Origin of the sequence: Clostridioides sp. GD02377 (assembly GCF_045899875.1) — a bacterium.
GTDB lineage: Bacteria > Bacillota > Clostridia > Peptostreptococcales > Peptostreptococcaceae > Clostridioides > Clostridioides difficile_A.
Genome location: NZ_JBJODA010000029.1, coordinates 1 through 14,098, shown reverse-complemented (window position 1 = coordinate 14,098; position 14,098 = coordinate 1). Strand labels below are relative to the sequence as shown.

Genomic DNA, 14,098 nt, shown 5'->3' with positions numbered 1-14,098 from the left:
ATTTAATCCATAGTATTGAATTGAACTTTTGTTTTATTAATTAAGCTAAACTCATCAATAATCTCTTGCTCATATCTCAAATTCTCTTCATATACACTTTTATTTATATAATTTTTTAGCTCATCAAATTTAGTGTTATTGCTATGCAAAACTGCATCTATAGTTGCTAAATAAACAACTTTCTTATCATCATTTTCTGCAACTATTCCATAACCTAAACTTTCGTCTACTTTTACGCTACATTCTGTAACTAATATCTCTCCTAAATTAAAAGTTGTATTATTTACACTTTCATTGGCTCTTACCATTACTGTAGCTAAGTTAGGGTCTTTGATTATAGAAATGCTTGATATATCTTTTATCATTGAATATATTTTTTCTAGTTCTCCTAAATCCATATTTATCAATATCTTAGTACTATCAATTGTATACAAGATTTTGCCTCCTTAATTTACCTTTCGTTTACTTATCTAAGAATATAATAAACAACTTAAGTTAAATAGATATTATGTTTCAGTTAAGTCTAATGGATATCTTGTAAATTCTTTTTTAACAATGTTAAGAAAATATATATTAAAAAGATAAAATAAGTCACTAGAAATAAAAAAAGTATACCATTCAAACTGAATGGTATACTCATCTTGTACTTATAAATTGCTCATTTCATATGTCATTATAAATTTTAATTGTTTATTTTATATTAAAAAACTTCTTTGCATTTTCTTTTGTAGCTCTGCATACTTCTTCATAGGATATTCCTTTTTCTTGAGCTATTTTATCAGCGACAAAGGCTACTTGAGAAGGGTTATTTCTCTTTCCTCTGTGTGGCTCTGGTGACATATATGGTGAATCAGTCTCTATAAACAGTCTTTCTAGAGGAATTTCTCTTACTACTTCTCTAGTTTTCTTGTTATTCTTAAAAGTAACTGTTCCTGGAATTGATATATAACAACCCATTTTAACATATTCTCTAGCTAACTCTACATTGCCACTATAACAGTGAAGTACACATCCTATTTCAGGACTCTTAGTGTTTTTTATTATCTCAAAAGTATCTCCATGTGCATCTCTATCATGTATTATTATTGGAAGTTTTAACTCATTAGCTAACTCAATTTGCTTCTTGAACCACTCTTTTTGCTCTTCTCTTGGAGAATAATCATAATAGTAATCTAACCCAATTTCTCCAATAGCTACAACTTTTTCATTTTCAGTTGCAAGTTTTCTTAAAGTATCTATTGCTGTATCATCTAGCTTTGATACATCATGTGGATGTACTCCAACTGCTGAATATATAAAATCATACTTTTTTGCTAGCTCAATTGCTGTTATTGATGTTTCTATATCCGCACCTGGATTTACAACCAAATCTACACCTTTTTCTTTTAACGAACCAATAAGTTCATCTCTATCTTCATCAAAACTTTCATCATTTAAATGTGCGTGTGAGTCAAATAACATCTTTAATCTCCTTACTGTTTAATTGCCTATTAACGAACCTCGCATCCATCTTTAGCTCCTTGTGTAAATGGTAGAACATATGGGTCTCCATCATCACCTGCTGCTAATATCATACCTTGAGATTCTACACCTCTTAATTTAACTGGCTTTAAGTTGCATACTACTGTAACTTCCTTGCCTACCAAATCTTCTGGCTTATAGTATTCAGCTATTCCTGATACTATTTGTCTTGTTTCTGGTCCAAGTTTAACTTGTGACACTAATAATTTATTTGCTTTTGGATGCTTTTCACAACTTATTATTTTTCCTACTCTAAGCTCTATTTTGTCTAAATCATCAATAGTAATTTCTGCTTTATGTTCTAATGATTTTTCCTCTACTGGAGGTTTTCCAGAAAACATCTCAGTTAATTCTTCTATTTCTTTTTCTACATCTAATCTTGGGAATAAAGGCTGACCTTTAAATACCTTTACATTTTCGCCAATAAGGCCAAATGTCTTTGTACTTTCCCATGTAGTTATATCATCTTGACCTTTTATTCCTATATGCTCATATATTTTATTAGCTGTTTCATTCATTATAGGATTTATTAATGTAGCGATTATTCTTATAGATTCACATAAATTATATAAAACTGTGTCTAATTCATCTTTCTTAGCTTCATCTTTAGCTAGTGCCCAAGGCATAGTTTCATCTATATATTTGTTAGTTCTTCTAACTAATTTCCATACACTCTCTAATGCTTCATGGAATTGCATCTTATCCATCTCAGCTTCAAAATTTTCTCTAGTTGATACAGCTTGTTCTTTTAAATCTGCATCGAAATCAGTTGAAACTTTTGCTGTTGGTATTATTCCATTATTGTACTTTTCAACCATAGCCACAGTTCTACTTATTAAGTTTCCTAAATCATTTGCCAAATCATAATTTATTCTTGTTACAAAGTTTCTATGAGTATAGCTTCCATCTTGTCCAAATGCAAACTCTCTTAATAAGAAGTATTTAAGTGTATCTATTCCATATCTTTCTATTATAGGCTCTGGATAAACCACATTACCTTTTGATTTACTCATCTTATCATCAGCAAATAATATCCATCCATGCCCAAATACTTGCTTTGGAACTTCTAAACCTAAAGCCATTAAAAGTGCTGGCCATATTATTGTATGGAATCTCACTATTTCTTTACCTACTATTTGGACATTGGCAGGCCAATATTTTTTAAACTCTTCATCATTGTCAGTCATATATCCTAATGCTGTTATGTAATTACATAAAGCATCTACCCATACATAAATTACATGTTTTTCATCAAAAGGAACTTTTATTCCCCAGTCAAAAGTCGTTCTTGTTACACTTAAGTCTTCTAATCCTTTATCTAAGAAGTTTGCTACCATTTCGTTTTTTCTAGCAGCAGGGAAACAGAAACTATCATCCTTAAATAACTCTTTTAATCTATCTTCATATTTAGATAGTCTAAAGAAATAAGATTCTTCTTTTACTAAGTATGTTTCTCTTCCACAATCAGGGCATTTATTTCCTTCCAATAATTGAGATTCTGTCCAAAAGCTCTCACAAGGAGTACAATATCTACCTTCATATTCTCCTTTATATATATCACCTTGCTCATATAATTTAGTAAATATTTTTTGTATTATGTCTGTATGTCTTTTTTCTGTCGTTCTTATAAAATCATCATAAGATATATCCATAGTATTCCATAAAGCTTTTATATCTTTTATCATTCCATCAAGATATTCTATCTCTGACATTCCTTGTTCTATAGCTTTCTTTTGGATTTTTTCACCATGCTCATCTGTTCCTGTTAAGAACTTTACATCGTATCCACAGAAACGCTTAAATCTAGCTATCGTATCTGCTGCTACTGTTGAATAAGTATGACCTATGTGTAATCCTCCACTTGGATAGTATATTGGTGTTGTTACATAAAAACTCGGTTTGCTCATATTATTTACCTCCTAATTTTTTTATCGTTCTAGTTTTATAAATATTTCATTGAAATAATAAAAAATCGCCTCCTATGAGCTAACATAGGGGCGAGATTATTCACGGTACCACCCTAATTCATCTATAATAATTATGTTTCACATGAAATGTAGAAATTCACTTTATAGACATCTTAGTAGACTATAACGTGTCCAACCGTTTTATCCTAGCATATATGCTCAGATAAAAAGCTCCAAGACCATCTTCAATAAAGCTTTTGACACTAGCTTTCACCTAATCTAGCTCTCTGATAGAAAAAACCTTTATTTACTCTTCTTTTCATAGCTTATAATTTATATTACTATTTATTTCTATATAATCACTATATTATAAAATTTTTCCCACATTGTCAACAAATTATACAAATATTACATAGCAAATAAAAACAGCTGCTATAACACCAGCAACATGGGTAATCATAGCACATGATAATGTATGTCTAGTGTTTTTTATCTTTAGGCTTCCATAGTATATTGCCATTGTATAAAATATAGTTTCAGAAGAACCTACAATTGTAGCTCCCATTTTTTCTACTAAACTACCTATTCCAACCCTATTTGCAAGTTCACTATACATACCTAAAGCACCACTTCCAGATAAAGGTTTTACACTTATTAGACCTATTAATTCTTTTGGTATACTAAGCACATTTGCTATTGGTGTAAATAACCATTCTAACATATCAAGACCTTTACCTGTTTTGAATATTCCTATTGCCAAAAATATTCCTATTATATATGGTAGAATATCCCAAGCTGCTTTTAGCCCATCGATTGCTCCTTTTACAAAGCTATCATACACATCTATTTTTTTATATTTACCATAAACTACTATGTACAAAATTATTATTGGTATAAGTAAGTTTGAAAATACTTCCATGTATCTACATCCCCTTTATCTATATCTTTTTTGAAAAAATTTACATATTATTATAGCTATTGCTGTAGATATAATGGTTGCAAATAAAGTTGTAAAGATTATTTCACTTGGATTTTGAGCTCCCATATCCATCCTTAGTTTAATTATAGTAAATGGAATTATCTGTATAGATGATATATTTATTACCATAAACATAATCATATCATTAGTTGCTGTATCTTTTTTATTGTTTAAAGTTTGAAGTTCGCTCATTGCCTTTAAACCAAATGCCGTTGCACCATTTCCAGCTCCCAGCATATTTAAAGCAATATTCATAACTATATAAGACATTGCTTTGTGACCTTTTGGAATAGAAGGAAATAATCTTCTCATTATAGGATTTAATTTCTGACCTATCTTTTCGATTAGACCTGATTCTTTTGCAATATTCATTACACCCATCCAAAGTGCCATGATACCAGCTAAACTTATTGCAAATTCTATACCTTTTGATGTCTCACTCAATATAACTTTATTTAATTCACCCATATTTTTAGAAATCAAACTTCCTATTATTCCTATTGATACCATATAAAACCATATTTTTCCTATCCTAATCATCCTCCTCTTTAAATAATTTTATGATAGTTAGGTAATACTTTATACTTGAAAGTTGTACTATATTATGTTTTAGTATAAGTGTGGGAGTTTTTATAATTTTTAATATTTAATAATAATTAAGGAGAGAAATAATGAGAAATCTAACACTTCTTACTGATTTATATCAGCTTACTATGTTAAATGGCTATTTTGAAAAAAATATTCACGAAGACATTGTTGTATTCGATATGTTTTTTAGAAAAAACGCTTGTGATGGAGGGTATACTATAGTTTGTGGTATTGATCAGGTTGTTGAATACATAGATAATCTTCATTTTTCAGATGAAGATTTAGAGTACTTAAAAAGCTTAAATTTATTTTCTGATAAATTTCTAAAGTTTTTAAAAGAATTTAAGTTCACAGGAGATATATATGCTGTTGAAGAAGGAACTATCATGTTTCCTAATGAGCCATTGATTACTGTTAAGGCACCATTATATCAAGCTCAACTTATTGAAACAGCATTGTTGACTATAGTCAATTTTCAATCTCTTATTGCTACTAAAGCCTCTAGAGTTTGTTTTGCAGCTCAAGGAGACCCTGTATTTGAATTTGGGTTACGTCGTGCACAAGGTGCTGATGCAGGTATATATGGAGCTAGAGCTGCTGTAGTTGGTGGTTGTACTGGAACTGCAAATGTATTAGCTGGGAAAATGTTTGATATTCCTATAATTGGTACACATGCGCATAGTTGGGTACAAAAATTTGATACTGAACTTGATGCATTTCAAGCATATGCTGATGTTTATCCAGACAAATGCTTACTTCTTGTAGATACTTATGATGTATTAAACAGTGGTGTACCTAATGCAATAAAGGTGTTTAAAAATATTTCTGAAAAAGGATACAAACCTATGGGTATAAGGCTAGATTCTGGAGATTTAGCTTATTTATCTAAAGAAGCAAAAAAACAATTAGATAGTGCTGGCTTTTCAGATATTAGTATCACTGCATCTAATGACCTTGATGAATACACTATATCATCACTTAAAGCAGAAGGAGCTACTATAAATTCATGGGGAGTAGGTACAAAACTCATTACATCTTTTGATTCACCTTCTCTTGGAGGAGTTTACAAATTAGCTGCATCTTGTGAAAATGGAACTCTTGAACCTAAGATAAAGATTTCTGAAAATCCAGAAAAAATAAATAATCCTGGTTACAAGAAAGTTATAAGAATATATAACGAAGACAATAAAGCAGAGGCAGATTTAATTATGTTACATGATGAAGTTATAGATGAATCTAAACCTTTAGAAATCTTCCATCCTACATATACATGGAAAACGAAGACATTTACAAAATATAAAGTTAAAGAGCTTCTTAAACCACTGTATATAAAAGGAATATGCAAATATAATAAAAAACCTGTTCTTGAAATAAAAAATCATGTACAATATGAATTAAGTACTATCTGGGAACAATACAAAAGACTTTCAAAACCACACATTTATAAGGTTGATTTATCTAAAGATCTTTGGTATTTAAAAACAAAAATGATAGATTCGAAAAAAGTTTTATAGCATTAATTATTTTTATTTAAGGGGGACTGTTTATTTATGGATGTTACAGATTATAGAATCATAGAAATTTTACAGGATGATGGGAGAATTTCTATGAAGGACTTAGGAAAAATAGTTGGTTTAACTTCTCCTGCAGTTTCAGAAAGAGTCAAAAGATTAGAAGAATCTGGTGTTATAGAAGGATATAAAGCTATTGTTAACCCAGATTCATTAGGTAGAGTTATAAAGGCGTTTATTCATATTTCTCTTCCAAGTAATGGATATACAGAATTTATCGAGTCAGCTGGAAAAGACCCTAGAATTGTAGAATGTCACCATATAACAGGTGATGATTGCTTACTTCTAAAAGTAATTGTAAAAGATATGTACGAATTAGAAAATGTGATTGATACTATAAAGAAAATTGGTTCTACTAAGACCTCTGTTATACTATCAACACCGATACAAGCAAAATCAATATTGTAATATAAGTTAAATACTAATGGTTTATTAATTAATAGACCATTAAGTATCCTTAATGAAATTCCAATTTTTGATATAAAAAAAGTTGTCTTTCATAATTTTATAACAAAGACAACTTCTTTTATGTTTTTGAAATCTACATAGTTTAAACTTTAACTAATTATTTAAAATTCAATTATATTGACTAAATTTATACATGTGTATAATTACTTTTATACAAGTAATTTGTTAGAATGTATTCCATATATGTCTTTAACACGCTCACTTCTTCGCTTTTGTCTAATAGCTTTATTGTAGAAACTATATCTGCATATCCAAGTAGTATTATTCCTATAGTATCTTCACCCATTAGATTAAATACATTAATTAATTCTTTTCTACTCAAATCATTTTTCTTATACAAAGACAAAAGTATCATGTGATGTCTTACATATTTACTTATAAGTTTATATGTTTCTGTTGATAACTCTAACTTTATCCCCATATTGTCTACTATTTGAGCACCTATTTTTTCATGATTTGTAAAATGAACTCTTCCTGTTTCATCTAAAGTCATGCTATCAGGCTTACCTATATCATGTAAAAATATTCCTAACTTTAGTGCATGTAACTTATTTATACCATCCTCAACATATTCATCTAAATAATTTAACACATGTTCTTTTAAATGTATTGGGAAAAAATCTTTATCATTTAGAACGATTTCTAATTCTCTTAATGCATTTATAGAGTGCTCAAAGCAATTAACAACATGATATTTACATTCTCCTACAGACTTCATACATTTTACTTTAGGTATTATTTTTTCCAGTTCATCCTTTTTATCCAACTCTATAAACGTTTTATGTGTATCTTTTCTCTTTAAACTTTCTATTATAATTTTTTCTATTTCCATAAAATCACCTCAGATTCAGGTTTTATAAATCCAGAACTTGTTTATAAACTACATCCTTTTTTAATTTTCTATCTTTACAAACTATTTTTATTGCATCTTTTTTGTTCATACCACTTTCAATTAGTTTTAAAACATATTCCCTATCCGTAAGAGCATCATAATCTTCTTTTTTTGACTTTTCACCATGAAAGCCTTCTACTATTAATACGAACTCTCCTCTTACTTCTTTTTCATCAAATATTTTTATAACAGTTTCTATATCTTCTCTGATTATCTCTTGATATTTTTTTGTAAGTTCTCTATTTATGGAAATTTTTCTATTTCCAAGAATCTTAAACATATCTTTTAGTGTATCCTTCAATCTATGTGGTGATTCATAGAAAATTATAGTTCTACTTTCTTCTTTTATTTCTTCTAGTTGTCCTTTTCTAACTTTTTTATCTCTATCTAAAAAGCCCTCAAAAACAAATTTATGTGTATCCATACCAGAGCCAACTAAAGCAGTTACAAATGCTGTTGCTCCTGGTAAAACCTCTATCTCTATATTATTTTGTATAGCTTGCTTTATTATCTCTTCTCCTGGGTCAGATATACCAGGCATACCTGCATCGCTTATCAAAGCTATATTTTCTCCATCAATAAGTTTATTTATTAAATAATCTCCCTTTGAATCTTTATTATGTTCATGATAACTAGTCAGAGGCTTTGAAATTTCAAAATGATTTAAAAGTTTTATACTATGTCTTGTATCTTCTGCGGCAATCAAATCTACTTCTTTTAATACTCTTAAAGTTCTGTATGTTATATCCTCTAGGTTTCCTATTGGTGTTGGACATATGTACAATTTCCCACTCATCTATAACTCTCCTATATCTTCATTATTATATATTGCTTTTAGTTCTTTTGTATAATTCCCATCTTCTCCATAAACATACAATGGGTCTAATATCTTAAGCTCTGGTCTTCCATCTTTCACAAATTGAACCAAAACCAAATTAGGTGCTTTTTTAGGTCTTGGATGCACAAATTGAATAACCTTTGGCTCTAGTTTATATTTTCTTCCTAAAGTTATTATATCAACCAATCTTGTTGGTCTGTGTATCATAAAAAACTTTCCTCTAGGCATAACTAATCTAGATGCAGCTTTAATTACATCTTCTAAATTACACTTTACTTCATGTCTTGATATAGCTTTTTTATCATTTGGGTTTTTTATTCCATCAATATGCATATATGGAGGGTTTGATGTAACTACATGATAACCATTTATATCTAAAACTTTATCTATAGATTTTATATCCTCATTTATAATCTCAACTCTTTCTTCTAGACTATTTAATTTTACAGAACGAGTTGCCATTTCATATACATCTTCTTGTATTTCTACACCAATAATTTTTTTAGCTTCACTTTTACCTGCTATCAATATAGGTATGATACCTGTTCCTGTTCCTAGGTCTACAACTTTAGCATCTTTTTTTATTTTAGTAAAATTAGCTAATAAAACTGCATCTATACCAAAACAAAATCCATTAGTATCTTGTATAAGTCTAAGACCTTTTAATTGTAAATCATCTATTCTTTCTGAATCTTTTAATTGCATATTCATAAACGCTCCTCAAATATTAATAACTTCAAGTATTATTTGCTTTAAAAAAGGTAGGAAAAGCCCTACCTTAAATTTAATCTTCTAATTTCTTCAACTCTCTTAGTGTAGCTTCATCTAATCCATCATTATCTTTGCATTTACCACCACAGCCATCACATTTTTTAGGCTCTCTAAGTATCTTTATATCTTCTCTTGTATATATCTTTACAGTTTTATCCTGAAACTCTACTTTAATTTGCTCTAATAGAGGATTTACTTCTACAACTTTTCCTTTTCCATCATCCGATTGCACTAGTGCACCTACAATAGGCATTTTTTCTATCGCCTCACTATATACATCGTGCTCATATTTTAAACAACAGAATAATCTTCCACATATTCCAGATATCTTTGTTGGGTTTAAAGATAGGCTTTGGTCTTTTGCCATTTTTATTGAAACTGGTTGAAAATCACCTAACCAAGATGAACAACAAAGTTTTCTACCACAAGGCCCTAGACCTCCTATAGATTTTGCTTCATCTCTAACACCAATTTGTCTAAGCTCTATTCTAGTCTTAAATATAGCAGCCAAATCTTTTACCAATTCTCTAAAATCTATTCTTCCTTCTGCTGTAAAATAAAAAATCAATTTATTTCTATCAAATGTATACTCACAATCTATTAGAAACATTGTTAACTCATGTTCTTTTATTTTTTGTTGGCATAATTCAAAAGTTTCTTTTGCCTTTTCTTTATTTTCTAGATATATTTTTTTATCTTCCTCTGTGGCTATTCTTATGATTGGTTTTAGAGGGGAAACTAGTTCGCTCTCGTCCATATCTTTTGGTCCTACTACCACTTTTCCATACTCTAGACCTCTTGCAGTTTCTACAACTACATCCATATCTTGCTCTATATTAAAATCAACAGGGTCAAAATAATATATTTTTCCTGCACTTTTAAATCTTATACCTACTATTTTTATCATTTAATCACCTCGTATATATTTAAAGACATAACTTGTATGCTTATATTAAAATTGCAATTGCTCTTTATTTTACTCTTTGCATCTTCTATTATATCAATAATTTTGGACAATTGAGAATAACTAATTTTTCCACTCATATTTTGAATAAAAACTAGCTTGTCTACATTTATTAGCATATTTTTGTTCACATTTTCTTTTAACAGGATAATATCTCGAAAATAGTTTATCATAATATCCAATAAACTTATAATATTACCTCTATATTTTTCCATATTATTTGGGATGTTTAGAATCTCTACTATGTTTTTATCTAACATTACTTGAATATACTGTTGTATATCATCCCTCATCACTGAAAATTCAGCAGACTGAGATAGACTCAAAGCATTCTCAATACTTCCTCTTGAGAAAGTAGCTAATAGTTGGGCTCTTTCTTCCTCTATACCTGTATCTATTAAATATTTTTTTAAATCTTCCATTGGTATAGGTGAGAACTTTATTATATCACATCTAGATTTTATAGTTTCTAGTAAAGATTCTTTGTTATTTGTAACTAAGATTATTATAGCATAATCTGGAGGTTCCTCCAGTGTCTTTAAAAGTGCATTTTGGGCTTCTACAGTCATTTTCTCAGCATTGTTAATTATATATATTTTATAGTCCTTATGAGGTCTTATTACTATGTCTGATTGCATATTTCTGATTTGCGCTATTTTTATGCTATTTCCATCTGGCTTTATGAGTATATAATCTGGACTATTTTCTAGATTTACATAATCAAGCAACAATTTAGACAACTCATCAGCAAACTTCTTTTTTCCTATTCCATCTATACCCTCAAACATATACGCATTATTAAGTTTATTTTTCTTTATAGAATTTGTTAAATATTTCTTTGCAAAATTTTGACCTATAATATTTTCAAAATACATATTTATCTCTCCATAGATTTTATTGAACCAAGAACTATTTCATAAACTTCATTATGTATACTTTCAATACTTCTTAATTCATTATCTGAAACACAATTTATTTTTTTCCAATCATATTTATCTGCTATATATAAAGCATTATTGTAAGATTTCTTCAAATACTCTATATCACTTTCATGAATATCTTTTTCTTCTTCTCCTGTAATCTTGTTTTTTCTATTTTCCATGAGTTTCTCACTAAACTCAATAGGAACATCTAGAAATACAACACAATCAGGTTGTGGTATCTTAAATAAATTAAATTCATAATCAGCTAGCCAGTTTAAATATGCTTCTCTATCAGAAACATCCATTTTAGAAGCCTGGTGTACCATATTAGAGGTTGTATATCTATCTGCAATAATTATTCCACCTTCATTGTAAAACTCCTCCCAATCGGTTTTAAATGAAGCATATCTATCTGCAGTAAAAAAAGTTGATGCTATATATGGGTCTACATCTGATGCATTTTTACCAAAATCTCCTTTTAGATACATTTTTACTAAAGCAGATGATGGAGACTCATAATTTGGATATTCTACCTTTTTAATCATATAGCCTTCTTTTTTTAGTCTTTCATATAATCTTTTTGTCTGAGTTGCCTTTCCACTTGCATCTGAACCACTTTCTATAATTATTAACTTACCTTTCATTTTCATATCCTCCATACAAACACTTTTTACTTTCTAATATAATTTTTATTTAGACAACTTTATATAAATATTCTATATATTACTCATTACAACTATAAGTTTTTTACTTCACATTATAATTTTAAACTTTGTATTATAAACTTAAATATTTTCTAAATCTATTACTTCTATAAAATTTAAATCTATGTCTTTTAATCCACTTACAACCATCCCTTTAGAATTACAGAATATTAAATAATCTATTATTTCTTTGCTTATAATTTCACCAGGAGATATTATGCTTATCCCAGGTGGATATGGCACTATACATTCACCACAGACTTTACCTATGCTGTCATATATTTTAACACTTTTTTTAGTTTTATAAAATGCTTCTCTAGGTGTTAATATTTTCTTTGGAATAATAGTGGGATATTCTTTATTTTTTAACTTTGTAAATCTAAAGTCTTCTTTTACAATATTGTTCAATGCTGTTTCTAAACTATTGAAATCCTTAGTACTATTTCCTATTGTACATATTAAAAGGACTCCATAATAATTAGATAATTCTACTTGTATATTGTATTTATTTCTTAAAATATTTTCTAATTCATAACCTGTTAGACCTATATTTTTAGAAGATATAAATATCTTTGTTTTATCATTCGTATCATATATCTCAATATTTTCATTAATATTGTTTTTAAAAACTCTAATTTTATTTAAAAGCTCTTTCATTAGTTCTTGTCCCTTATCTTCATATATATCTACCGCTAACTCCAAAGAAGATAACAATATATATGAAGGACTTGAGGATTCTGTGATTCTCAACAGATTTAAGAGTCTATCTATGTCAATTCGATTTCCTTTTATATGTATCATTGATGATTGAGTAAATGATGGGAGTGTTTTATGAGTACTCTGTACAACTATATCTGCACCCTGCTCAAGAGCTGTTTTAGGAAGTCTATCACTAAGACCTAAATGAGCACCATGTGCTTCATCTATTATCACTACCATTTTTTTATCATGTGCATAATTACAAATACATTCTAAATCATATGTCATTCCATAATATGTAGGATATGTAAGAAGCACTGCTTTTGCATCTAAATTTTTATCTATTACATCAATCGCATTACTTATAGATATTCCCTTTAAGACATTCGTATCTTCACTTATCTCACAAGAAATATACTCTATATCTATATCTCCCAAAATGCATGCATTTATAACAGATTGATGACAATCTCTATTTACAATTATTTTACTCTTAGGAGCGCACACTGACATTATCGCAGACTGTATTCCACAACTACTCCCATTAACTAGATAATATGTATAATCGCTTTTAAATACTCTTGATGCTTTCTTCTGAGAACTCTTTATAATCCCTTCTGGCGAATGTAAGTTATCAGTTCCTAATATTTCAGTAGTATCCATTTTATACAAATTTTCTAATACATTTTTATATCCTAATTTCTCATAAATTCTGCCTTTTTTATGACCAGGCATATGAAAAGATATTACTTCATTATTTACAATATTACTTAATTCATTAATTATAAACATATATTAATAATACTCCTTTTTTCACATAGTACTTCTTTCTTGTATAATACATCTTTTTAAAAACTTCAATTCTTATCTATTTTACCATTAAAAAAGATACAAATTAAGATTTTTATAAAATTAAATACCTCATCCTAAATATTTAGAATGAGGTATTTAATATAAAAGTACAAATTAAATTATTCTCTATCATCAGACATTAAGCTTGGTATTAAGTATAATCCAGCTAAACCTACAATGAAGTATATTATTCTACTTACCATTTCATATGTTCCACCAAAGATACTACCTATTAAATCTGTACCTAGGATACCAATTCCTCCCCAGTTAAGAGCACCGATTATAGCTAAAATTAAAGCAACTTTTTTCATTTCTATCACTCCTCAAGAATTAAATTTTTATAATAGTCCATAATTCCTGTGTTTAGTTTCCCCGAAATAAAAAAAGAAATACATATTTTTTGTCTTTTTTTACAAAAAAT

At 28.7% G+C, this 14,098-nt stretch carries 15 protein-coding genes and 1 other annotated feature; of the genes, 2 read left to right on the top strand and 13 right to left on the bottom strand.

Going from position 1 to position 14,098, the window contains the following annotated elements:
• Window positions 1–2 precede the first annotated feature (2 nt).
• From phnG to Q3304_RS19105, 5 genes are all read right to left on the bottom strand, one after another.
• Entirely contained in the window at window positions 3–434 is a 432-nt protein-coding gene (phnG, locus tag Q3304_RS19125) for a phosphonate C-P lyase system protein PhnG (RefSeq protein ID WP_054271970.1), read from the bottom strand.
• Window positions 435–690: 256 nt separating this feature from the next.
• On the bottom strand, window positions 691–1,461 hold the full coding sequence (locus tag Q3304_RS19120; protein ID WP_054271971.1) for a TatD family hydrolase: 771 nt from the start codon (window positions 1,459–1,461) through the stop codon (window positions 691–693).
• A 29-nt stretch (window positions 1,462–1,490) separates the two neighbouring features.
• Window positions 1,491–3,428 (bottom strand): methionine--tRNA ligase, encoded by a 1,938-nt coding sequence (gene metG / locus Q3304_RS19115; protein ID WP_407815037.1) that lies wholly within the window; start codon window positions 3,426–3,428, stop codon window positions 1,491–1,493.
• A gap of 83 nt (window positions 3,429–3,511) precedes the next feature.
• Window positions 3,512–3,760 (bottom strand) — a binding site (T-box leader).
• 65 nt (window positions 3,761–3,825) lie between these two features.
• Window positions 3,826–4,347 carry a spore maturation protein gene (locus Q3304_RS19110; RefSeq protein WP_054271973.1) on the bottom strand — a complete coding sequence of 174 codons (522 nt, stop codon included), beginning with the start codon at window positions 4,345–4,347 and terminating at the stop codon, window positions 3,826–3,828.
• Between the two features lie 15 nt (window positions 4,348–4,362).
• Window positions 4,363–4,947, bottom strand: coding sequence for a nucleoside recognition domain-containing protein (locus Q3304_RS19105; RefSeq protein WP_407815038.1), 585 nt, complete (start codon window positions 4,945–4,947; stop codon window positions 4,363–4,365).
• A gap of 131 nt (window positions 4,948–5,078) precedes the next feature.
• On the opposite strand from Q3304_RS19105, the gene Q3304_RS19100 reads away from it, so the two are divergent.
• Window positions 5,079–6,509 (top strand): nicotinate phosphoribosyltransferase, encoded by a 1,431-nt coding sequence (locus Q3304_RS19100; RefSeq protein WP_054271975.1) that lies wholly within the window; start codon window positions 5,079–5,081, stop codon window positions 6,507–6,509.
• A gap of 36 nt (window positions 6,510–6,545) precedes the next feature.
• The gene (locus Q3304_RS19095; RefSeq protein ID WP_021386461.1) at window positions 6,546–6,974 is read left to right on the top strand and encodes an Lrp/AsnC family transcriptional regulator; all 429 of its coding nucleotides are present in this window, start codon (window positions 6,546–6,548) and stop codon (window positions 6,972–6,974) included.
• A 187-nt stretch (window positions 6,975–7,161) separates the two neighbouring features.
• Here the strand turns inward: Q3304_RS19095 and Q3304_RS19090 are convergent, their stop codons facing one another.
• From Q3304_RS19090 to Q3304_RS19055, 8 genes are all read right to left on the bottom strand, one after another.
• Window positions 7,162–7,866, bottom strand: coding sequence for an HD domain-containing protein (locus Q3304_RS19090; RefSeq protein ID WP_054271976.1), 705 nt, complete (start codon window positions 7,864–7,866; stop codon window positions 7,162–7,164).
• 22 nt (window positions 7,867–7,888) lie between these two features.
• Window positions 7,889–8,722, bottom strand: coding sequence for a 16S rRNA (cytidine(1402)-2'-O)-methyltransferase (gene rsmI, locus Q3304_RS19085; protein ID WP_021386462.1), 834 nt, complete (start codon window positions 8,720–8,722; stop codon window positions 7,889–7,891).
• The gene (locus tag Q3304_RS19080; protein ID WP_407815040.1) at window positions 8,723–9,469 is read right to left on the bottom strand and encodes a tRNA1(Val) (adenine(37)-N6)-methyltransferase; all 747 of its coding nucleotides are present in this window, start codon (window positions 9,467–9,469) and stop codon (window positions 8,723–8,725) included. It lies immediately after the preceding gene.
• Window positions 9,470–9,548: 79 nt separating this feature from the next.
• The gene (locus Q3304_RS19075) at window positions 9,549–10,442 is read right to left on the bottom strand and encodes a stage 0 sporulation family protein (protein ID WP_167639855.1); all 894 of its coding nucleotides are present in this window, start codon (window positions 10,440–10,442) and stop codon (window positions 9,549–9,551) included.
• On the bottom strand, window positions 10,439–11,374 hold the full coding sequence (locus tag Q3304_RS19070) for a DNA polymerase III subunit delta' C-terminal domain-containing protein (protein ID WP_074180066.1): 936 nt from the start codon (window positions 11,372–11,374) through the stop codon (window positions 10,439–10,441). The genes Q3304_RS19075 and Q3304_RS19070 overlap by 4 nt, the downstream gene beginning before the upstream one ends.
• A 2-nt stretch (window positions 11,375–11,376) precedes the next feature.
• Window positions 11,377–12,066 carry a deoxynucleoside kinase gene (locus Q3304_RS19065; RefSeq protein ID WP_054277777.1) on the bottom strand — a complete coding sequence of 230 codons (690 nt, stop codon included), beginning with the start codon at window positions 12,064–12,066 and terminating at the stop codon, window positions 11,377–11,379.
• A 141-nt stretch (window positions 12,067–12,207) separates the two neighbouring features.
• The gene (locus Q3304_RS19060; RefSeq protein WP_407815039.1) at window positions 12,208–13,617 is read right to left on the bottom strand and encodes an aminotransferase class I/II-fold pyridoxal phosphate-dependent enzyme; all 1,410 of its coding nucleotides are present in this window, start codon (window positions 13,615–13,617) and stop codon (window positions 12,208–12,210) included.
• 179 nt (window positions 13,618–13,796) lie between these two features.
• On the bottom strand, window positions 13,797–13,988 hold the full coding sequence (locus Q3304_RS19055) for a DUF378 domain-containing protein (protein WP_021386455.1): 192 nt from the start codon (window positions 13,986–13,988) through the stop codon (window positions 13,797–13,799).
• Window positions 13,989–14,098 lie beyond the last annotated feature (110 nt).